This window comes from Lactiplantibacillus fabifermentans DSM 21115 (genome assembly GCF_000498955.2).
GTDB classification, from domain to species: Bacteria; Bacillota; Bacilli; order Lactobacillales; family Lactobacillaceae; genus Lactiplantibacillus; species Lactiplantibacillus fabifermentans.
In genome coordinates this window covers 1-21,372 of the sequence record NZ_AYGX02000066.1, presented here as the reverse complement: position 1 = coordinate 21,372, position 21,372 = coordinate 1, and the positions used below count along the sequence as shown (strand labels likewise).

The window sequence follows — 21,372 nt, the reverse complement described above, 5'->3', positions numbered from 1 at the left end:
GGTTATGCTGAACAATTTGTCCAAAAATTCGGATTAAATTTGCAATCTACCATTATTCAATTTATTTTTTGAATAGATGCAATAACTTGTGAGAATACGAAAAACTGCCCATCAATCTAAACAAATAGATTGATGGGCAGTTTTTATATTTATATTATTCGTGCCTGAATCATGAGGAAATAATTGCCGCGAGTGGACCCAGAAAGCTGCAGTTATAGTCAAATTACTGATCTTGATTATTGTCGGTTAGTGGTGATGATGTTGATAGTAGTTTATTGAGAATTAATAGTAAATTATTAGCGATTTCAGTGGGCGCGACGGGGTCATCGGCCATTAACCAATCGTTGACGACGTTCCAATAACCACCGAGGGCAAAAGTCATAATCAACTGGATTTGAGCCGGCGTTTGGGCGGCATGCCATGAAACGGCTAGTGCTTGATAGCGCGCGATGGCCGGCGCCATTAATTCGGGCAGGCGCGCCATAAATAAGTTTTGCCGAATCAAGATGCGTAGTCGTCGCCGATGATCCCAAATGAAATTAAAAAATAAGACCATAATTTCATTAAAAGTCGCGGTTTTGGTATCTAAAGTAGCTAAGTATTGGTCATAACTACTGAGTAGTTGCTGACCATAATAGTTGAGTAAATCACTTTTATTATTGAAAAACCGATAAAAAGTACGCCGTGATAGGTCGGCAGTCGCCGCGATGGTGGTGACGGTAATGGTTTCATCACGGTGGGTAGTTAGTAGTTCAAAATAGGCATCCAACAACCAAGTTCGTGATTGTTGAGCGGTTTTCGTGTGACCATTCATCAAAAAACTTCCTTCTGTCACAAATCAGCTAGTTTGTAGCACTTCCGTTGATAGTATCGACTTTTAGTCAACTTTCACTATACTGAAAGTTGAAAGCAAAGTCACGAGTTGGCTGCTTCGATTTACGTAAATTTGAGCCTTTCAATTTTTAATGAGTAGGCGATAACATATGAAAAAATTAAACACAGTTTTACCGGTATTATTATTGAGCAATTTACTTTGTATGATGGATGTTTCAATCATGACGATTGTCTTGCCGGAGTTACAAACGGCTTTCAAAATTAGCTTAGATGACTTATCTTGGGCGTTAAATATTTATACGATTTTATTCGCAACGTTAATCATTCCGTTAGGCCGGTTGGCAGCACGTTGGGGGCGCAATCGTTTTGTTTTAATGGGGTTAGTGTGCTTTGCACTCGGGTCGTGGTTGACTGGTGCCGCTGATAATCTCACTTGGTTATTGATAGGGCGCGCGATTCAAAGTGTGGGTGCCGCCAGCATTATTCCGACGAGTATGGTGATTGGCTTGGAACTCAGTGATGGGCAAAATCGGAACAAAGTGGTGGCGTTATTAGCCGGTACTCAAGGATTAGCCGTGGCCCTCGGACCAACGATTGGTGGGGTGGTGGCCCAATATTGGAGCTGGCGGTGGGTCTTTTGGTTAAATGTGCCGCTGATCTTAATTGACGTCGTTGCCTTTGCCTTAGTATTACCGTTACGAAATGAAAAACGTTATCCTAATAAGATTGATTGGTTGGGCGCAGTTCTGAGTATGGTGACGCTGTTTAGCCTGTCATTAGCCTTAGTCAAAGGAAATAGTTGGGGCTGGCAATCTCGAGCAATTATAGGGACGTTAATCTTAGCTTGTTTAGCGCTAGCCGGATTTATTTGGCGGGAATTACAGGCGACTTCACCAATGATTGATCCCAGTTTGTTTCGCAGTCGTAACTTTAATGGTGCCGGGCTCGCCTTAGTGTTGGCCAACTTCTTTTTGGGCTCATTAGCGGCCTTAGTACCAACTTGGTTAACGAAAGTCCATGGTGAAAATGAGTTAACGGCGGCCTTACAAATTACGCCGTATTCATTAACGGTAATGGTCGCGGTAATTATCGGGTCGTTATTAGTCGGTAAAATTAGTCCTAAGTGGTTAGTTGGTAGTGGCTTTGCGTTGATTGTAGTCAGCTTTGGGTTTCTTAGCCGGTTGCCATTAGCAAATCATTATACGATGCTCTATATCGGTGAAGTTTTGTTAGGCGCCGGTTTTGGGATGGTTGCGGCAACCGCTAATGTGCTGGCGGTCGCTGATTTTCATGGGACGAAATTAACTGACTCGCAAAGTGTCGCGAATGTTTTTCGGCAAGTCGGGATGGTATTAGCGATTGCCATTTTCATGACGGTATTAACGAATAATCTGCAACAGGCCCGAATGAATACTTTACGATACGGCCATCAAGTGGTGAATCAATTGGACATCAGTGCTAGTACGAAGCGCACGGTTAAATCAAAATTAACGACTAAACTCAGTGCTAAGGCCACCACTAATGTTAATCAACAAGTCAGCTTTAGTGGCGTCAAGGTGACGCCGGCCAAGCGGCAGCAGCTAGTTAACCAGGCAGTTGCTGACCAACTAGCACTGCTGGCAAAAAAACAAGGGATTCCCGTTAGCCAAGTGCCACCAACTGTCCGAAAAACTGTTCGGACACAAGTTGCCGCTAAGGTGAACTTAGCACTTAATCAAAAAATCGCCAAAATGAATCGGATGTTAGCTCGTGGTATTAACCAGCTTCATCATCACTTGATGCAGCAACTAAACCGCGCCTTTCAACGAACATTCGCGTTTGGGTTACCATTGGCGCTGTTGGCCATTGGAACCGTGGTGATTTTTAAAGTAAAACAAGCTTGAAAAAAGCTGAGACTAACGGATGAGTTTATTACGCTAGTCTCAGCTTTTTTGGACTGATAATTATTTGTGTTAGCACCAGGTATACGCAACGTAGCAGACTATTCAATTTTGAATGTTAATAAATTCTCAAGACCACAAAGTATAACCACCGATTTTTAACATAGGAAAACTGATGAGGGTCTCTGAATGATGGAAAATGAAAAAGGAAAGCGTCTTTAAAAGACAACTTTCCTTTGATAGTATGATGCGTTAATTTCCAATAATGCCAAATGCACCTAAGATGATACCTGCGATTAATACAGTAACGATTAAGCGGGTCGAATTCATTTGTTTTTTACCCAATAACCAGTAACAAAGAGCAACTAGGGCGACTGGCACTAACGAAGGCATGATTTGATTTAAAATAGTTTGAGCCTTAAGAACGACTTTGCCGGATTTGAAGACGAGTGGAACGTTAGCGGTAACCACGTTTGGAATTAGCGCGCCTACCACGGTGACCCCAAGTAAGATTGCTGCATCCGTAATACGGTTCAGCTTGTCACCCGCAGCATAAATTAAACGTTCTCCTTGGGTGTATCCTAAAGGCAATAGGCTAAAACGGAGAAAGAGTACGGCAAAGTTAACTAATAGCCAGATAATAGCACCGATTGGATTGCCTTTAAGTCCCATGTAAGCGCCAATCGAACCGAAGATAGTTGGGAGGATGACACCGAAAATAGTATCACCAACGCCAGCAAAGGATCCCATTAGTCCGGCTTTTAACCCTGCAACTGTTTCTTCAGCAGCTCGACCTTTTTTCTCTTCAATTGCCATGTCCATACCAACAATGAATCCGCCAATATAAGCATTAGTGTTGAAGAATTGATTATGCATTGTCATCATTGCGATACGGTCATCTTTATCAGGATAGAGTTTCTTGATGGTTGGTAGCATGGTAAAGAGGTAGCCGGTCGACATCATACGTTCATAATTCCAACAGATTTGGCTACTCCATAGCCACCGCCAGTTTGCCTGAAAAAGATCTTTTTTTGTTAGATGTGGACGTTCAGTTTCAGTCTTCATATTCGCCGCTTGCATTTTCGTGACCTCCAGTATTAGATTGATTGTCTTCATCGTCAGATTGATTATTGTTTCCGGATTGTTTGTAGAAAATAATAGCCATTGCAAGACCAAGTAGGGCAACACCTAACATCGGTACTTTTAAGTATGCAGCTGCAAAAAAACCAATAATCAAATATGAAATGAAACGCTTAGTAGGTAAGAATCGAAGTAAAATTGCAATTCCGACAACTGGCAAAATGCCACCGGCGGCAGACAGCCCAGTTGAAAGCCAGGTCGGTAATGCCTTTACGACTTGTTGAATAACGTTATTGCCGACCAATAGCATTAAAAATACTGGCAAAGCTCTAGAAATACCCCAAGGAAATACACCGTAAACAACATTACGGGCAACACCGTTGATATCATTGTCTTTAATGCGTTGGTCAACGCGGTGTAAGAAAAATGTATTTGTGAAGCGGGCGAGCACGTCCAATTGAACCATTAACAAGCCAACCGGGACAGCCAAACCAATTGCAAAATCAATACCTTTACCGCTGATTACAGCATAGGCAGTTCCGATGATTGCACCAGTCATGAAGTCAGGCATACTGGCACCACCGTAAGTCCCGACGCCGAGTACCATTAATTGTAAGGTAGCCCCTACTACTAGACCAGTTTTAATATCCCCCATCACGATTCCGGCGACCAGCCCGATTAATAATGGATAATTACATAGAATACCGACAGTGATTTGGTCAATGATCATCCAAAAGGCCAAAGCAGTTAAAAGTATGATTTGCCACCATGCGATTGCCATTTTTTGTTACTTCCCTTCTGTGATTAATGTCATTAAATCTTCTTGGTGATCATTAGGAACCATTTGATGATAGAGGTGAATCCCAGATTTGCTTAAAGCATTAAATGTTTCAATGTCATCGGGAGTTACGGCGACACTTTTCGCAATTTGTTTAGCGCCTTCAGACATTGACATGTTACCAACATTGATATTCTTGAATTTAACGCCAGCTGATTGCATGATTTTTAACATTTGCGGATTGCGGACAATTAAGAATACTCTTTGGCCGGCGTATTTGCCGGCATTAATACGTTCGGCAGCGCCTTTTGCAGTCAAGATACTTAAGTGAATACCGCCAGGAACCGCTGTCTTTAATGTCATTTTTTGGACGTTGCTTTGGACAACTTGGTCATCAACAATCATGATGCGAGTCGCGTTGACGCTTCTAGTCCACATAGTTGCGACTTGTCCATGGATTAGGCGAGCGTCGATGCGGACATTAACTAATGGATCAACCGTTGAAGTTTTGTCGATGTTTTCTTTTGAGCTGGCAGGCACCTTTCGCTCGTTAGTAATTAGTCCGCTCATTGCTAGACTCTGTTTAAAAGCCTCATCAATTGGGGTTCCGGTAGCTAGGGCCAAAATAAGCATCAAAGACAAGCCAGCATAAATTTTGACGTCTGGATGGGTTCCTTTGAAAATGTTTGCAGCATTTGCTGGCGTACCGTTAGTAATATTTGCAATGATAATAAATTCAGACTGCGTATTCTTATCATAAATTTGCTGATATTGTTGTACGACATCATCGACGCTCATTGGATCGTTGAATGATACGGTGGAAAAGTTATCGAGAGGACCGGTTATTAATTCGCAACTGGCGAGTGCTGCTTTTGCATAATCGCCATGACTGGTTAGAACAAACACATTAATCACCACAACTTTCTAACTTAATGTATTAACTTAACTTTACGATTTGATTGTAGCACCTGAAGTAAACGCTTGCAAATTAATTATTTTCGGTGATAATGCATTAATTGCGCCTGATATACATTTATTGAGATAAAAAGAATTAAAAATATTTTAGAGGTTATATTTTTCAGCTAATGTGTTAACATGGCATTATAAAGATGCCTAGGAGGTAAGATGATGAGTCAACCATTAAAACGTATTCAACAATATGAAGATATGGGGATTGGGTTATTTATCCATTGGGGATTGTATTCGCAATTAAGCGTCGGTGAATGGACTGAATATATTCACGAGCGTAATCAACAAAAATATGAGCAACTAATTGATAGATTTACTGCTAGTGATTTCAATGCTGACGATATTGTAGCTCAAGCCAAGCGGATGGGGGCTAAGTATATTGTCTTGACTACCAAACATCATGAGGGTTTTTTCTTATATGATACTCACGGACTGTCAGATTTTGATGTTATGCATAGTCCGGCTAAACGGGATCTAATTTCTGAATTTGTGAGTGCTTGTCGAAAAAATGGGATTAAACCATTTTTCTATATGGCAACTTATGACTGGCATAGCCCGCTCTATGAACACGATTTTGATGCATATTTAGAGTATTTGCGGAAATCAGTTGAAATTTTAGCTAAAAACTATGGTCCGGTGGGTGGATTCTGGTTTGATGGTAATTGGAATAAGAAAACAGCTAATTGGAAGTTGGATGAACTATACGGTACTATTCGGCGTTATCAACCAGATGCGATGATTATTAATAATACTGGTCTGAAAAATCGCGGTAAAATCAGCAACCAAGAAATCGATGCGGTTACTTATGAACGGCATACACCTGATTTGATTTATCATGGTGAAAACGATGGTAAATACGTCGCGGGTGAAACGTCATTGACCTTAAATCAACATTGGGGATATGCTACCCAAGATTTAGACTATAAATCACCACGTGAAGTAATAGAAAATGTTGCTCATGCTCGACATGTGGGAGCAAATATTTTAGTCAATATCGGCTTGGATGGCACTGGTAATATCATCCCAATTCAACGGTCGTACATGGAGTTGTTGGGAAAATGGACGGCAATGGCACACGATGCACTTTATAAGACGCGACCGGATAGTGAGCGCTTAAGTAATGGACATCCCCGTGATTTTGTACTGACTGATTCAAATAATAGTTACTTGTTTATTCAAGATTTGGGTGTTGTTGGTAATGAAAATGTTGTTCTAGGGGGCGAAGGCAGTAATCTTCGCTCATTCGTTGGATTTTATGATAAAATTACAAAAATTAGTTGGTTGGACAATCAACAACCAATTCACTTTATGCAAGATAGTCAGCGAGGAACGCTGACTATTGATGCCAATGGCTATTCGTATGGTCGTGATTGGGTAATTAGAATTGCAAAAGTGGACTTGAAAAAATAGAAATGTGGTAATCTGAATGCCAAAATATCAAAGTATTGCGGATAAATTAATTGATCAATTGGACCATGGACGGTTTAGTCCGGGAGAACGTTTTTATAGTGAACAGGAGATTTCACATAATTTTAATGTGAGTTCAACGACAGCAGTCAAGGTGTTGAATACTTTACAAGAGCTGAACCGAGTCACTCGGATTCAGGGTAAGGGGACTTTTGTTGCTAAAGAAGCGCATCACCGGATTGTATTATTGACCGATATGAATATGGCTGGAGAAAAAAGTGAGAATGTAAAAGTTCTTTCAGCGAAAATTGATAATCAAGCCGATATTTTAAAGATGATGCGCTTGCCATCCAATAATCATTATTTAGAAGTGATACGATTACGGTATATTGGTGATGTTGTTAGTCAATATTCTATTAGTTACTTAAACAGTCAATATATTAATAGTGATGACATTAGTGATTTGTCGAAATTTAGTTCGATCTATCAGCGAATACGTGATGACTCTAACATTGATCCTTACAAATTACCGTTTCATCAAAAAAACATAGCTAAATCAATTGATAATCAAAAGATACTTGATAATTTTCAGTCAGTTGGACAACAGCAAATGTTTATTTGTCAATATCGGAAAACCTTTTTGCCAACTCAAACCGACACTTTGTTAGAGTATGCAATCAGTTATAAATTGCCACAATTCTGGGGATTTTCTGCGGATGCAACATCAGTTTATCCCAATATGTAAAAAAAGCTGCCAGTGACTATTACAGTCATTGACAGCTTTAGTTTTGTTTTATTATGCGTTCGCTTTGACCCGATTGTCAGCAAACATATATTTGCGAGTCATTGGTAAAGTCCGTTGTGACGGCCCTTTAGAAACGAGGAACTGCATCACATCAATGTTCCCGGATTGGAAGGAAGCGGCACAAGCTTGGAGATATAAGTCCCACATCCGCGTGAACCGGACGCCCATCTTTTCTTCGATGGCTTCGCGCTTGGCGTTGAAGTTTCGGTCCCAAATTTCAGTGGTCCGTTGGTAATGACGCCGTAATGGTTCGATGTCATCGACTTGTAAGCCACAATCCACGATGTGTTGAATGTTTTCAGTCAACCCAGGCACATAACCACCGGGGAAGATGTACTTATCTAACCAACCGTTAGTTGCGCCACCTTGTTGCCGGGTAATTCCGTGTAATAAGGCCACACCATCGTCTTTTAAGTAATGCTTAACACGTTCGAAATACATTGCTAAGTTATCTTTACCAACATGTTCAAACATGCCGACACTCGTAATGTAATCAAAGGTTTCATCGCCTAATTCACGATAGTCTTCCAAACGAACTTCGGCGACGTCACTTAAGCCTTCGTCTTTGATTCGTTTGGAAACTAAGTCGTATTGTTCTTGTGATAACGTAATGCCGACGACCTTTAAATCGTATTCTTTAGCGGCAGTCAACATTAACGTACCCCAGCCACAACCGATATCTAATAAAGTCTTCCCAGGTTCCGGATTCAACTTTTGGATAATATGGTGAACTTTGTGGATTTGCGCTTCTTCCAACGTGTCTTCGTCAGACTTGAAGTAGGCACAAGAGTACGTCAAGGTTGGATCTAACCACATTTCGTAGAAGTCGTTACCAACGTCATAATGACTCTGGATATCTTGTTGGCTCTTCTTTTCAGAATGGGATTGCTTCGGCATGAATTTCTTGAATTTCGAATTGTTGAAAAAGCTTTCAGCAGATTCATAAGCAGATTCAATCAATTTTTGAATGCTACCTTCAATTTCGATGCGACCATCCATGTAAGCTTCGCCTAACGCGATTGAAGCGTTCCGCGTGATTTCACGCATCGGAACGGCTTCTTTGAAAGTCACCGTTACTTCTGGCGTGCCTTCGCCATAAGTTTCGCTACTGCCATCCCAGTAGTTTACTTTTACGGGAATGTTAAATGAGTGGCTCAAAAGGGTGTGATAAAAAGTCTTTTCTAGCATTACAATAAAGGATCCTTTCTTCGTAAAATACACTAGCCATTATACGCTTATGAAAACAGTTTTGTAAGCACAATGCACCACGGCTTTTCCAGTAAACATGGTATAATGTAATAATCAAGTAGTGGGGGGTGTCAATTGTGAAAAAATGGATATGGGCAATTATTGTCGTCATTGTGGCTGTTGGTGTAGGTGGTTATTCATATACGCGCTACCAAGTCCAAGCCAAGTCATATTCGGCGGATATGACGGCGGGGAAGCAAGCGGTGCAAGCTAAACAGTACTCGCAAGCCGTGATGGACTTTACGCATGCTAGCCGTACGAAGGCTAATGATACTAGTGCGCAACGGTATTTATCCCAGACCCAAGCATACGTTGACGGTAACCAGGCCTTGAAAGACCGGGAATTTTCAACCGCCAAGCGCAAATATACAACGGTAAAAAATATTAAGAATGGTTCGAGCGTTTTAGTTAGTCGCGCGAAAGCACAATTGTCCCTGATCAAAACAATTGTGGCCAAACGTGATAGTTACAATACGAAGTACAACAAAGCGTTGGCATTGAACAAAGCTAATGAATTTACGGATTCTAACGGTGTTTTGACCGTGTTATTCCAAAGCAAACAAATTAGTGAATCATATTATAGTGATATTTATAAGAAAGCCAAGTCGTTACAAAAGCAAAATAATGCGGCTTTGAAGGCCTTGACTGGCTCGACGCCGGTCATTAGTAACGATGCGCAAAGTGCTGCTAGTGCCAACACAGCTAGTGGCAATGCCGGGACTAGTGATTCCAAGGCCAACCGGGATAGTAGCAGTAGTAGCGATGCGAACAGCAGCAGTTCAACAGCAGATAGTAACGCCGATAGCAGTACGAGTGCGTCGAGCGGTACTAGCAACTACAGCAGTAGTCAAATTAGCGCCACGCGCGAAGAATTAACGGAAGCTGGCATGCGGGGCAGTGGTTACACGGACGCCCAAATCTCAGCTATCTTGCAAAAGGCCGCTAATGAGCATATTTCTATCGTCCAAGCTGCCAAGAACAGTAGTACGACCGGCACTGGCACGACGACTTACAGTCAAGCACAGATTCAAGCCACGCGGAGTGAATTGAACCAATCAGGTATGGACGCTAGCAACTTTAGCGACGACCAGATTCAAACGATTCTTCAACGGGCTGCCAACGAACACACCTCGATTGCGCAAGCCGCTAAGATGGTACAACAATAATTAGGATTTTAATAGAGGTATGGAAGTATACCTAACAATCACCGGTAAAACACTTGATTTTAAGTGTTTATCGGTGATTTTTTTATAAAAACTGTTATAAATATAGGAGTAAGGACGGATAGCTTTCGTTCTTCAAATGGCACTAGAACCATGGGGGCAGTCAGTTTGAGATTCATTGGGGCATTTTTTTACCGGCCTAATGTCAAAATGAGTACAAATATGGCTAATTTGTGTACTATTTTTGCTTGATGCTATAGAATATTAACAAGATTAGGGGGTTAAGGTGGACGGTCGTGGACCGGATCATGGCAGCGCTGTCAACCACTAATGGGTGACGGCAAGAAAAGGTTATCCGATCACGATTGCGGACACCGAAATGCAGGATGATTATTAACAAACATGTCATGCGCAGTACTAACGAAAAACAAGTCCTTCAACAGGTTATCAACGAAGGACCCATCAGTCGTAGTCAAATCTCACGGAACTTAAGTTTGAACAAAGTCACCGTTTCTGACATTTATAATCAATTGCTCCGGGCCCAATTTATCAAGGAAATTGGCTGTGGGGTCAGCACGAAAAATGGCGGTCGTAAACCGGTAATGGCCGAATTAAATGTTAATTATGGGTTTGTCGCCAGCATTGACTTATCAGTTGATGCCGTCAAATTAATGTATTCACGTCTTAATGGTAAAATTTTACATTTCCAAAGTTTCAAAACTACGGATATGACGTTAACGGACGTGATTGATTTGATTGAAGATCAATTACGTAACGTTGACGATTATGGTACCGTCCATGGCTTGATGGGGGTCGCAATTGCTCTGGATGGCATCATTTACGAAAACAAGATTTTAAAGACGCCAATCAAGTGTTTAGCACATTTTGATTTAGCGAAATATTTACGAGATAAGTTACGGATTCCAGTAATGCTCGAAAAGAAAGCCAACTTAACGGCCGTTTTCGAACGCGATTTCCACGACAATGAAATTTTTAACAACGTCGTTTCAATCGTGGTTCGTGATGAAATCCATGCCGGCATTGTAGCCGACTCGCGGTTATATTCCGGGCATGAAGGGGAAGCCGGTGAAGTGGGGACGGCTTTACTGGAAGACCGCCACTTGGAGAACCACATGGAATCAGCGAATGAGTATGCTTCCGAAACGGCTTTATGGGCCAAATTGAAAGCGATTAAGCACGTCGATCGGCTCGACTTAACGGCGGTTAAACATGATTATATTAATCATGACGAAGCCGTTACTAAGGCCTTTGATGATTTTGTTTATTACTTGTCCAAAGTGGTTGCCAATGTTTCTACCGCGTTTGCGCCAGATGTCGTAGTTTTAAACACGACCGTCTTAGAAATCTTGCCGCAATTATTGACCGATATTCGGAATATGACGGCCAAGATGTCGTCGCCAACACGGCAAGTACCCATCATTGCGACCAAAAATGTGCAGTCAGCAGCCTTATTAGGTGGGGCTTCCGAGATTATCCATCAAGCGCTTGGTTTGGAAAGTTTGAAAATGCATTTTTCATAATGGAATATTAGTGTAATTAAACGAACGTGTGAAGTTTATTGGGCAAGGCCCATGAACTTTACACGTTTTTTTCGTAATTGCGACGGCTTTTTCATTTTTATTGCGGGGGCTTTCAGTTAGAATAAAACTAAGGATAGTTAGAGGGGTGTGGATTTTGGAAGTTTGGTCACAATTTGTACACAACGTTCGGCTGCGGCGGGCCAGTGTGTTGGCGTTAATTGTTGTGGGGCTCTATTTGGCCTCAAGTATGATGAGTATCATTTTGTTGACGTTTATTTTTACCTTTTTAGTCACGCGACTCGTGCACGCGATTCGCAAGTGGGTGAAAATACCAGCGCCGTTAATTGTGTGCGTGGTCTATGCGCTAGTGATTCTCGGGATATACTTCGCGGTCACGACGTACATGCCGCAATTAATCAAGCAGACCTTTTCAACATTTGAATCGGTCTATCGTTTTTATCAGAATCCGACCCATGATACGAACCAACTCTTAACGTGGGTGACCTCGTACTTGCAACAATCGGATATTTTAAAGCAACTCAAAGGTGGGATTACCGTTGTTTTCCAATATATTACTAATATTGGGAGTATGGGGCTAACGTTTTTCTTATCGTTTATTTTGAGTTTCTTTTTCACCGTCGAAGATCGGCAAATGCGCGAGTTCTCCAAGCGCTTTTTAACGAGTACCTTTGGCTGGTTTTTCCAAGACGTTTACTACTTCGCCCGGAAATTTGTGAACAGTTTTGGGGTCGTTTTAGAAGCACAGTTCTTAATTGCCCTAGTCAACACGGTAATTACCGTGACTTTCATGGGTATCTTGCAAATGCCACAACTAATCAGTTTAGGCTTAATGATTTTCTTGTTGAGCTTAATTCCGGTGGCCGGGGTGATTATTTCCATCGTCCCATTGAGCCTGATTGCGTATTCGGTCGGTGGCTTCCGCTACGTCGTTTACATGTTAATTATGATTGCGGTTGTCCATACGTTAGAAGCGTACGTCTTGAATCCCAAGTTCATGTCGAGCCGCACGGAACTGCCAATTTTTTACACCTTTGTTGTATTATTAGTTGGCGAACGACTATTTGGCGTTTGGGGCTTGATTGTCGGCGTGCCAATTTTTAACTTTATTTTAGATATTATCGGTGTGAAACCGGTTCATGGCTTGAAGCCACAATTACATTTGAAAACGAACTTAAATTCCCATCATGATTCTGAAAATAAACCCCGATAATATTTTGATTTTTCGCGGTTTCAGTGTAAAATAAGTGGAGTAAATAATTTTAGAAAGAGGTCATTAACTGCTATGGCAAAATTAGTATTGATCCGTCACGGTCAAAGTGAATGGAACTTATCTAACCAATTTACTGGTTGGGTTGACGTTGATTTAAGTGAAAAGGGTGTTGAAGAAGCTAAGGCTGCTGGTAAGAAAGTTAAAGAAGCTGGCTTATTATTCGACTATGCCTTCACTTCAGTTTTGACTCGTGCCATCAAGACGTTGCACTATGTTCTTGAAGAATCTGACCAATTATGGATTCCAGAAACCAAGACGTGGCGCTTAAACGAACGTCATTACGGTGCTTTACAAGGTTTGAACAAGAAGGAAACCGCTGAAAAATACGGTGACGACCAAGTTCATATCTGGCGTCGTTCATATGACGTTTTACCTCCATTATTGAGTGCTGATGATGAAGGTTCAGCTGTTAACGATCGTCGTTATGCTGACTTAGACCCTAACATCGTCCCTGGTGGCGAAAACTTAAAGGTTACCTTGGAACGTGTAATGCCTTTCTGGGAAGACCAAATCGCACCTAAGTTATTAGATGGCAAGAATGTAATCATTGCTGCCCACGGTAACTCATTACGTGCCTTAAGCAAGTACATCGAACAAATCAGTGATGATGATATCATGGATCTTGAAATGGCTACTGGTGAACCAGTTGTCTATGACTTTGATGAAAAGTTAAAGGTTCTTGGTAAGGAAAAGTTAGGCAAATAATTTAATAGTTATTTACTAGTTTTTTGGAGCACTCCGCTGTCTCAGGGGAGTGCTTTTTTGGGCGCTGAGGTCCGATAACGTCTGATGATGTTGGCATTTGGTGACAAATGGACGCCAAACGGACGCTGGTTGTCATTATGAAAGCTAAGCTTGGGGTTTCAGAAAGTAACCGGCCTTATATATTTAGATAAAATCAATTATAATCAGACTTGGTGAAGAATTACTTGAAGGCTTTGGGATGCTTTATCAAGCGGCTGATAATAAGTTAAATTAATGAAGCGTTGGTAGTGGACGCTAAATGGACACTACCTAGTAAAACAGTGATTAAGAAGTAGGAGATAAGCGGGTAAGTTCAAAGTACACCCCCTTAGTCCCCCAGTCCCCCCGGTTAAACGTGGGGATTGTAAAGCGGGGATTTTTAAAGGGGACAAAGTTGGATGAATATTAAAAGGTACGGGGTCGATGCGCCGTTCGCATTGCTGATTTACGCCGTGTTCGGGGTGAGTTTACTGTGGCACACGTACGTGAATCGGTGGAATTACCCGATTGGCATTGAGCTGACCATCGGGATTATCTTGTTGCTGGGTGCGTTAGTCTTTTTACGCATCACAACGCGCGGAAAGTACAAAATATTTGATGAAGCGATTCGCCACTTGAACCTGAAGCCTGACAGTCAGGTCTTAGACTTAGGCTGTGGCCGGGGAGCATTATTAACCCGAATCGCCAAACAATTGGGTCCGGCTGGCAAAGTAACGGGTTTAGATTTGTGGTTGTCGCGGGACCAGTCACATAACAAGATGGCCGTCACACAAAAAAATGTGGATGATTTAGGACTAACTGACAGGGTTAACTTGGTGACGGGTGATATGACCAAGTTGAACTTCCCCGACGCGAGTTTTGACGTGGTGACGCCCAGTTTGCCATCCATAATGTCAAAAATGAACAGGCCCGGATCAATGCGGTCAAAGAAGCCATCCGAGTGTTAAAGCCGAGTGGTCACATCATGATCATTGATACAGGGCGCAACATTAACGAATATGGTCAGGTCTTTCAAGACGCGGGTCTACAAATTTCCCAGTCGATGGGCCTAGGTTTTAACGGTTGGTGGGCCACTCCGCTGACCGATAGTTACGTAGTGGCGGGTAATAAGCCAGCACTAAAACGGCAAGATAAGATTAAAAAAGAGAATTGGAGTTACAAATAATGAGTGAAAAAGTTTCAGCAAACGAAGTAACACAACGTGAAATGATTCGGATTATTGGGTTGTTCCGGAAACAAGGGTTTAAGGGGAATTATTTGAGCTTCCAACATGTTGTTGATGAAGGGGCCACGTACTTCGTGGTCATGGGCGATGAAAATAACGGCAATCAAGGGCTGTTTAAAGCCAACTTGTTGACTGGTGAAGTTGCGTTTCAGTACATGTTGGATGAAGATCACGTGGTTAGCAAATAACGATTTATTGGAGGACGGATTATTCCGTTCTTGTTTGTTAATAATAGATGTTAAGATTAATGCTATTCTAATAATAGAAAATCAATATAAAACTGAGGATTTTATTTATGAAAATTTCGTTAGCCGAATTGCTTGAGAGTAGTCCAATTCCTCCATATGCGGATAAAAAAAGAGCAAAAGTGGAAAAGCCTAAGTATGCAAGCCTAGGCAAAGATCCGAAAAAAGAAACCATAATTAAAAGTGCGATATTTAAAAAAGCTATCAATGATGAAAGCTTCTGGCTGCATAGTAAGGGAAACGGATTTTTAGATGATTATTTGAAAGATAATGAGAATTCAAATAACAAGAGTTCAAATAATAAGGGATTGAATCATGAAACACGAGAGTACGAATGGCCTACCGAAACTGTACTTGCTTTGTGGGCCATTTTAGTTAGTTATAGATATTATGCATATCATGAATTTAAGCCAATAAAAGTGGGAACTGCGAAGCCCAAAAACATTGAAGCCTTACTCACTGCAGTTGAAAGAGAGACGATTGATTACCACCACCGGAATGCGTTAAAGCAAATCATTGTTGACCTACCCGATGATGCCAGGACGCAATTCAACGATGTTAAAAGGCACGTTCTTGATCTAGTTGAGGCATTATATTTTTCAGTACATCATGAAATGTTAAGTTGGGACGAGATTTTCGATAGAGCTAATTTTCCGGTGACATTTAGAACGATGGAAAATAGAGTTAAAAACCCAGTGTATAGTATTGGGGGGCCTAAATTACAACTTGATGATGCTAAGCAGATTATTATTAATTCATTTTATCCTCAAGCTGATGATGGCGCTTCAATTAGCCGCGCTGTCAATATTTTATTACCCACGCAGAATCAACTAAAAGACAGTATTAGTAAACTCGAGAGAATAAATGTAGATTATCTACCGATTAAATCCCAATTAGAATTAAAAAAGATTATCAAAAGGGTGCATGAATTATAGTTATGCGACCTTTTGAAGCAATTGAGTTTTTTGGACTTAGATTTAAGTGCAATACCTAAAAAACTAAATCAAAAGATCATGGAGACCTGTTCGTTAATCATCCGCGAACTAAGAAAGAAATGTCTTCGTGACCAATTATCTTGATATGATTGGTCACGAATCTATGAAGCCCACTTTGCAGATACTGGCCAAGTAACTTATGACAATCATCGTGGAGTTTGTCATGCAATCAGTTGGTTGATAAAAGTCTCGGAATTCTTCTAACAATTGGTGATGAAATTGCCCTGAAAGCCACAGGTCCACAGTATCATCTTTTTCGGTTATTAGTTTAGGATTAATCGCTCTAAAATATACCTTGTCCTCGGCACTGTCTATCGCTACATTGATGAAGTACGGTTAAAGCTAATAGTGAGTTCCCAAAGGCTGGGGAAAGTCGGTTCACAATACTCAATACCGCGTGAATATGAGCCATCGGAGAAACATTCAGCCACTACTAACAAGCATACTGAAGTCAGCTATTGGAAAGGCGATTTGGTGAAGGGCAAACGAGTTGCTAGCGAATCAGATCAGTCATCGGCCTTTAACTGAAGAGATTAGTCGCTAGAAAGTCATTATTAAGATTGGAGAATATCATGCCGAGACCTGTCATCGCACTTTAAGACGTAATTGATAGCTATTGATCAAAACGTTTCAAAGCCACGAGCCTTGACCATCACTGGAATTTAAGCTACCCAAGATGGTTTTGAACCAACGCCAACGGCAGAGGCTTGGCTACCAATCAACCATGGACGTCCTGCCAAACGTTGATTAGCTAGACTACTGTTTGAGAGTAGGTTGTGAGTGTTTCACTTGATTTAACAATTCGAAGTATAGTTTCTAAAAATAATTAATTTTTTTGCTTAGGCCATTTATACCGGTTCTGAGCTTTTTTTTTACCTGATTTTTAAAAACTGGGAACAGGAAAAGATTTTTCATTTGATATATTTAATTTTGTTCCCAGGAATGCCTGTGTAACTGTCTATCATTCAGGCTTGATTTTGTAGGTATAAATGGGAGGGAAGAGCTAGCGTCGGTCACTCATTTGTCGCTGAACTAGTTGTGGCCCACGGTTCTTTGAAAGCTAAATAAACACGGAGACTAATTGATAGTTTTTTAACCGGTTAAAAGTTAACGCTACCTTTGTTGGTGTAATCAGCAAAGTAAAACCGTTAACTTTGGTGGCGTCGTTTCACTCGATGTCTAAGATTAGTAATTAGTCGTACATCTAACTATTAGTTAGATTATGATCCGTAAGGTAATTAAACTACATTAAAAGAGGGATTCTTAATGAAGATGGATACCCAAATTACAAATTCTGCTGGTCACATTGTGATGCAATTCTCGAATGAATTGCCCGTTGCGAACGTATACACGCACGCAGAAGTTACACGTGTGTTGGTAAGGGATGAGACATTAGTCATTTATTGCCTGCCCGATGATTCAAAACAAGTGATTCATGCCTATATTTCCTTGAAAAATAGCCGAGAAATGTATCGAATTTTTTATCCTCAATTTGGTTATCAGTCAGAAGACGGGGATAACATCGTATGTTTTAATCATTTGGTTTCACGATCAGGAATTTTTATTACCCGTAAGGTAATGGATCAAGATGGTGATTTTGATAATCGATTAATTGATTTTGTGTTTGATGCCCGGTTCAAGAATGATTGTGAAGTCGAGGATGACCTTGAAAACGGTTATTATGACATCCCACCGTTCCTTGACGAAAATTCCTTTGATGATGGATGGCAAAATGAATAAGTCGGAAGAAAATGTAGGTACATTGCCGCTACCGACTTTAAAGCGTTTGGGGTTCTTACCCGAGAATTTTGATGGTAGCAAGTATACTTCTCAGAGTTGGACTAATTATATAAATTCTATTGGTATGGGTAAAGCATTGTACGTGCAAACCTTGGCTGAACCAATCATTCAACAGCTAAATCATGAGGCTATTATTCTTGATTATAAGAAATGGGCGACGATTGGGATGAAATCATGGTTGAATGCGAGACAGTTAGTATTATCGAAAATCCAGGAACAGCTCGGAATTGGGATGTATTCTGCAAGGGAAGATGATCAAATTGTTGAACATGCAAGACGTAAAGGGGTCTGTATTCCGAGTTTGAATTTTCAATGGTTGATTGAGCATCGTAACGATGCCCCGATTATCAAGTTACTATTACAAAAGAAAAATCTTGATATGAAAATCTTTCAATGGAGTAAACTGAGCAAGTTTCAAAATCGGGATGGCGAGGTATCGCTATCCGGTGCTTGGAATGGATACTCCTCGTACTCTGGTCGATTTACGGCAAGAAATTTGGCGATGGCGGCCTTACCTAAGGAAATGCGCCAATGCTATCGTGCACCTAGGGTACGCGGTAAGCCAGGTGTATACCTGAGTCTGGATGCCAATCAGATCGAACTACGCCTTTTAGCAGGGGCAGCACAAGCGACGAGACTATTAGGGCAATTTCAAAATGGGATCGATATTCATAAATATTTTACTAGTAGATTATTAGGGATTCCAGAACGGGAAGTCACCGATACAGAGCGGAAGCTTGGAAAAAGCCTGGTATATGCATTCTTATACGGTGCCGGAAAAAGCAAGCTTGATAAAATTATTACGAAAAGCAATATGCGTATAATTCAAGCCCCAAGTGAACTGTTAACGACGTTATATCCACAACTAATGTCGTTAGTAGATAGCTTTAGAGATGGAGACGTCCTATATTACGCTTTACAGCCAACAAATGTAGAGCCACGGATAGGCCCAACCTGGATGCAAAGCTCATCGAAACAAAACTTACCCGTGCAATCGGCTACATCCATGCTTATGAAGCAAGTGATGACACAGATTAATGACAAGGTTAAAGTGGTCAATGTTATACATGATGAATTTATTTGCTTGTGCTGTTTTGATGAAGTTGACGAAATTAAAGCAATTATTCAGGATGGCTTTGTCCAGGCTACAAGAAGTCTTGGGATGGCATTACCGGCTAGTAACTTGTTAGAAGCAACAATTTTAGGAGGATATGCGTAATGAAAAATATTTTTGATTTAAATAAGGTAATGGCTTTAGAAGAAAAGAACTATTCAAACTGTGTTTTAAATAAAATCACTTTAAAGTATGACGAGAATGACATTGATCAGTTGAAGTACGTTGACGCGGAATTTACGGTGGCAGGCCGCCAAGTACGTGATCGTTTCTTCTCTGGGTCAGACCAGCGGCTCCAAGCATTTGTGGGGTCTATGTATCCGTACACGGATAAAGGGCAGCTTTCTTTGGATGAATGGCATAATATCCCATGTTCTGTGGGAATTCAATACCATAGTTATCGCGGCTACGAAAACATTCAGACTCGTGATTGGCAATGGGACGGTGAATACATTGATAAACAACATGTGGCCCACTAGCTCAAGCCTTAAAGGAGAATCCTTCCTCGGAAGATTCATTTGGAAATCCATTTGAAGAGCCGTTTGAAGATTCTGATAATAAGGTTTCTTTAGAACAACAAGGAAAGGATGAAGAATAATGAAAAAGAATCAGTCTTTGAGCAATCAAAAGCTGAACTACATTAATGACTTTGTAAATCCACAGTTAAATCCAGAGTTTATTAATTCAGTTGGTGATTCAATTAATTTAGCGGAGTATAGGAAGGTTCGCGTAGACCCACAACTCTTTATAAAAAAATTTAGCTTTATGGGTCAAGCCTTGTACAAGGCCTGGACGGCTTACCTGGGTTCTACCCAGGTAACTGTAAATAAGGTACCGACATCTGCACAAATCCAGGCAACTATAGAAACGTTTGGGGTAATGCTTCTTCAAAAAAGCGCTCATGTGTTTATCGGAAAAAATGACAAAATTAATTTGAACCACGAAGGGTTATCGAAACTGTTGCTGAAAGTGTTTTCTTTTGTACAACTACAAGACTCGCTGAATCTATTAATTTATAATTGGCATTTGAAAATTTATCAATATGTTAATCAGACTCAGATCTTGGCAAAGGCTATCGCGGCAATCATGAACACCATCAAACCTGATAGCTGGAATAGCCAATCGGAAACCCGAGTAATCAAATTGGTTGAGCGTTCCCTACGGCCGATTGCTCTAGAGGAATTTGATAAGACGTACGCGTGCTTTGGAGGTAAATTGATTGATTTAAGAACACTAGGGGATGGTGGGGCGGCTGACCCTAAGAAGTTGGTCTTAGTTCATTCAGACGTCAAATATAATGCATTGGCGGATTGCCCACAGTTCAAGGCCTTCTTAGATACAAATCTATCAGACAAAGATAAACAAGCCTTTGTTCAAGAGTTTTCTGGTTATTTGTTGGATCCCAATTATAGTGCCCACGTATTCTTGATAATTTATGGTGCTGGTAGAAATGGTAAGTCAGTTTATCTGGATTTGATGACGCGCTTACTTAATCCAATATACGTCTCTAGTGCAAGCTTAGAGACGTTGGATAGCACGTTTGGACTGGCCCCATTGGTAGGAATGCGGGCAAATATTAGTAATGAAGGGGCCGCAGTAAAGTTTGAAACTAAGAATCTAAAAAGCATCACCGGTGGAAACCCAGTTCAAATTGATGCTAAAAACCAACAGCAATATTCGACCATCTTAAAGGTAAAATTAATCTTTGCCACCAATAATTTACCGACAACTAGTGATATGACCATGGGATTTAGTCGGCGCTTGAATATCTTACCTTTTAATTATCAAGTCCCGAAACAGATGCAAGATCCGGATTTAACGCAAAAATTAGCTACTGAATTACCTGGAATTCTTAACTGGGCCATTGAAGGGTTAAAGCGCTTACGCGCAAATAATTATCGTTTTACGCAGTCGGACAGTATGTTGGAAGCCAAAGATCGTTATCTACTGTTTAACCATCCAGTTACAATGTTTGTAAAGCAATGTTTAGTACCAGATGAAAATTCTAAGATCCCATTGGCCCAATTAAATGGAATGTATGAACATTGGCTAGCCCAAAGAAATATTGCAAGTCGTGGAACAACTAATAAATTAGATTGTAAAATTAATTCGAACGTTATTTGTACAAAAAGACCAGCTCCTTTTAGAATGAAGTGAACCCCATAAATTGGAGTGAATTTCTAAGTTACTAATTGGCTTGTGGTAGATTGCAAATTTAATCCGAATTTTTGGACAAATTGTTCAGCATAACCT

20 protein-coding genes are annotated in these 21,372 nt (G+C 40.8%); 15 read left to right on the top strand and 5 right to left on the bottom strand.

Features of this window, described 5'->3' with window-relative positions; all coding sequences use genetic code 11:
* Positions 1-223 precede the first annotated feature (223 nt).
* The gene (locus DY78_RS05500) at positions 224-814 is read right to left on the bottom strand and encodes a TetR family transcriptional regulator (RefSeq protein WP_024625667.1); all 591 of its coding nucleotides are present in this window, start codon (positions 812-814) and stop codon (positions 224-226) included.
* A 169-nt stretch (positions 815-983) separates the two neighbouring features.
* On the opposite strand from DY78_RS05500, the gene DY78_RS05495 reads away from it, so the two are divergent.
* Entirely contained in the window at positions 984-2,717 is a 1,734-nt protein-coding gene (locus DY78_RS05495; protein ID WP_024625668.1) for an MFS transporter, read from the top strand.
* Positions 2,718-2,966: 249 nt separating this feature from the next.
* On the opposite strand, the gene DY78_RS05490 is transcribed toward DY78_RS05495, so the two are convergent.
* From DY78_RS05490 to DY78_RS05480, 3 genes are read right to left on the bottom strand one after another with little or no spacing between them, the layout of a single operon-like run.
* On the bottom strand, positions 2,967-3,794 hold the full coding sequence (locus tag DY78_RS05490; RefSeq protein ID WP_024625669.1) for a PTS system mannose/fructose/sorbose family transporter subunit IID: 828 nt from the start codon (positions 3,792-3,794) through the stop codon (positions 2,967-2,969).
* A complete protein-coding gene (locus DY78_RS05485) occupies positions 3,769-4,575 on the bottom strand; it encodes a PTS mannose/fructose/sorbose/N-acetylgalactosamine transporter subunit IIC (RefSeq protein ID WP_024625670.1) in 807 nt (268 codons plus the stop codon). The genes DY78_RS05490 and DY78_RS05485 overlap by 26 nt, the downstream gene beginning before the upstream one ends.
* A gap of 6 nt (positions 4,576-4,581) precedes the next feature.
* Positions 4,582-5,478 carry a PTS sugar transporter subunit IIAB gene (locus DY78_RS05480; RefSeq protein WP_024625671.1) on the bottom strand — a complete coding sequence of 299 codons (897 nt, stop codon included), beginning with the start codon at positions 5,476-5,478 and terminating at the stop codon, positions 4,582-4,584.
* 222 nt (positions 5,479-5,700) lie between these two features.
* Here DY78_RS05480 and DY78_RS05475 point away from each other — a divergent pair, with 222 nt between their 5' ends.
* Positions 5,701-6,951 carry an alpha-L-fucosidase gene (locus DY78_RS05475; protein ID WP_024625672.1) on the top strand — a complete coding sequence of 417 codons (1,251 nt, stop codon included), beginning with the start codon at positions 5,701-5,703 and terminating at the stop codon, positions 6,949-6,951.
* Positions 6,952-6,967: 16 nt separating this feature from the next.
* The gene (locus DY78_RS05470) at positions 6,968-7,693 is read left to right on the top strand and encodes a GntR family transcriptional regulator (protein WP_029779102.1); all 726 of its coding nucleotides are present in this window, start codon (positions 6,968-6,970) and stop codon (positions 7,691-7,693) included.
* 51 nt (positions 7,694-7,744) lie between these two features.
* Here the strand turns inward: DY78_RS05470 and DY78_RS05465 are convergent, their stop codons facing one another.
* Complete coding sequence (locus DY78_RS05465; RefSeq protein ID WP_024625673.1) at positions 7,745-8,941, bottom strand: SAM-dependent methyltransferase; 1,197 nt, start codon at positions 8,939-8,941, stop codon at positions 7,745-7,747.
* 137 nt (positions 8,942-9,078) lie between these two features.
* Between DY78_RS05465 and DY78_RS05460 the strand changes: the two genes are divergently transcribed.
* The 12 genes from DY78_RS05460 to DY78_RS05405 all read left to right on the top strand — a co-directional run bounded on the left by DY78_RS05460 (position 9,079) and on the right by DY78_RS05405 (position 21,276).
* Positions 9,079-10,167, top strand: coding sequence for a hypothetical protein (locus DY78_RS05460; RefSeq protein WP_024625674.1), 1,089 nt, complete (start codon positions 9,079-9,081; stop codon positions 10,165-10,167).
* 383 nt (positions 10,168-10,550) lie between these two features.
* Positions 10,551-11,705 (top strand): ROK family protein, encoded by a 1,155-nt coding sequence (locus DY78_RS05455; protein WP_024625675.1) that lies wholly within the window; start codon positions 10,551-10,553, stop codon positions 11,703-11,705.
* A gap of 154 nt (positions 11,706-11,859) precedes the next feature.
* Positions 11,860-12,936, top strand: a complete 1,077-nt coding sequence (locus DY78_RS05450; protein WP_024625676.1) for an AI-2E family transporter — start codon at positions 11,860-11,862, stop codon at positions 12,934-12,936.
* A gap of 72 nt (positions 12,937-13,008) precedes the next feature.
* Positions 13,009-13,701 carry a 2,3-diphosphoglycerate-dependent phosphoglycerate mutase gene (locus tag DY78_RS05445; protein ID WP_056993507.1) on the top strand — a complete coding sequence of 231 codons (693 nt, stop codon included), beginning with the start codon at positions 13,009-13,011 and terminating at the stop codon, positions 13,699-13,701.
* Between the two features lie 437 nt (positions 13,702-14,138).
* Positions 14,139-14,687 carry a class I SAM-dependent methyltransferase gene (locus DY78_RS05440; RefSeq protein WP_051385245.1) on the top strand — a complete coding sequence of 183 codons (549 nt, stop codon included), beginning with the start codon at positions 14,139-14,141 and terminating at the stop codon, positions 14,685-14,687.
* 17 nt (positions 14,688-14,704) lie between these two features.
* The gene (locus DY78_RS05435; RefSeq protein ID WP_169817068.1) at positions 14,705-14,905 is read left to right on the top strand and encodes a hypothetical protein; all 201 of its coding nucleotides are present in this window, start codon (positions 14,705-14,707) and stop codon (positions 14,903-14,905) included.
* Complete coding sequence (locus DY78_RS05430; protein WP_056993506.1) at positions 14,905-15,153, top strand: hypothetical protein; 249 nt, start codon at positions 14,905-14,907, stop codon at positions 15,151-15,153. The genes DY78_RS05435 and DY78_RS05430 overlap by 1 nt, the downstream gene beginning before the upstream one ends.
* A 107-nt stretch (positions 15,154-15,260) precedes the next feature.
* Positions 15,261-16,145, top strand: coding sequence for a hypothetical protein (locus tag DY78_RS05425; RefSeq protein WP_024625679.1), 885 nt, complete (start codon positions 15,261-15,263; stop codon positions 16,143-16,145).
* Between the two features lie 1,326 nt (positions 16,146-17,471).
* Positions 17,472-17,945 carry a hypothetical protein gene (locus DY78_RS16090; RefSeq protein ID WP_024625680.1) on the top strand — a complete coding sequence of 158 codons (474 nt, stop codon included), beginning with the start codon at positions 17,472-17,474 and terminating at the stop codon, positions 17,943-17,945.
* Entirely contained in the window at positions 17,872-19,224 is a 1,353-nt protein-coding gene (locus tag DY78_RS05415; protein ID WP_235810640.1) for a DNA polymerase, read from the top strand. Before DY78_RS16090 ends, DY78_RS05415 begins: the two co-directional genes overlap by 74 nt.
* Positions 19,224-19,598, top strand: a complete 375-nt coding sequence (locus DY78_RS05410) for a hypothetical protein (protein ID WP_024625682.1) — start codon at positions 19,224-19,226, stop codon at positions 19,596-19,598. Before DY78_RS05415 ends, DY78_RS05410 begins: the two co-directional genes overlap by 1 nt.
* 118 nt (positions 19,599-19,716) lie before the next feature.
* Complete coding sequence (locus tag DY78_RS05405; RefSeq protein ID WP_024625683.1) at positions 19,717-21,276, top strand: DNA primase family protein; 1,560 nt, start codon at positions 19,717-19,719, stop codon at positions 21,274-21,276.
* The last annotated feature ends 96 nt before the right edge of the window (positions 21,277-21,372 follow it).

What these genes read in the sequence shown, in the direction of transcription:
- DY78_RS05490 (WP_024625669.1), bottom strand. Translation starts at nt 3,794, where the DNA reads ATGCAAGCGGCGAATATGAAGACTGAAACTGAACGTCCACATCTAACA.
- DY78_RS05485 (WP_024625670.1), bottom strand. Translation starts at nt 4,575, where the DNA reads ATGGCAATCGCATGGTGGCAAATCATACTTTTAACTGCTTTGGCCTTT.
- DY78_RS05440 (WP_051385245.1), top strand. Translation starts at nt 14,139, where the DNA reads ATGAATATTAAAAGGTACGGGGTCGATGCGCCGTTCGCATTGCTGATT.
- DY78_RS05445 (WP_056993507.1), top strand. Translation starts at nt 13,009, where the DNA reads ATGGCAAAATTAGTATTGATCCGTCACGGTCAAAGTGAATGGAACTTA.
- DY78_RS05465 (WP_024625673.1), bottom strand. Translation starts at nt 8,941, where the DNA reads ATGCTAGAAAAGACTTTTTATCACACCCTTTTGAGCCACTCATTTAAC.
- DY78_RS05435 (WP_169817068.1), top strand. Translation starts at nt 14,705, where the DNA reads ATGATCATTGATACAGGGCGCAACATTAACGAATATGGTCAGGTCTTT.
- DY78_RS05405 (WP_024625683.1), top strand. Translation starts at nt 19,717, where the DNA reads ATGAAAAAGAATCAGTCTTTGAGCAATCAAAAGCTGAACTACATTAAT.
- DY78_RS16090 (WP_024625680.1), top strand. Translation starts at nt 17,472, where the DNA reads ATGAAGATGGATACCCAAATTACAAATTCTGCTGGTCACATTGTGATG.
- DY78_RS05475 (WP_024625672.1), top strand. Translation starts at nt 5,701, where the DNA reads ATGAGTCAACCATTAAAACGTATTCAACAATATGAAGATATGGGGATT.
- DY78_RS05430 (WP_056993506.1), top strand. Translation starts at nt 14,905, where the DNA reads ATGAGTGAAAAAGTTTCAGCAAACGAAGTAACACAACGTGAAATGATT.
- DY78_RS05410 (WP_024625682.1), top strand. Translation starts at nt 19,224, where the DNA reads ATGAAAAATATTTTTGATTTAAATAAGGTAATGGCTTTAGAAGAAAAG.
- DY78_RS05470 (WP_029779102.1), top strand. Translation starts at nt 6,968, where the DNA reads ATGCCAAAATATCAAAGTATTGCGGATAAATTAATTGATCAATTGGAC.
- DY78_RS05500 (WP_024625667.1), bottom strand. Translation starts at nt 814, where the DNA reads ATGAATGGTCACACGAAAACCGCTCAACAATCACGAACTTGGTTGTTG.
- DY78_RS05495 (WP_024625668.1), top strand. Translation starts at nt 984, where the DNA reads ATGAAAAAATTAAACACAGTTTTACCGGTATTATTATTGAGCAATTTA.
- DY78_RS05425 (WP_024625679.1), top strand. Translation starts at nt 15,261, where the DNA reads ATGAAAATTTCGTTAGCCGAATTGCTTGAGAGTAGTCCAATTCCTCCA.
- DY78_RS05455 (WP_024625675.1), top strand. Translation starts at nt 10,551, where the DNA reads ATGATTATTAACAAACATGTCATGCGCAGTACTAACGAAAAACAAGTC.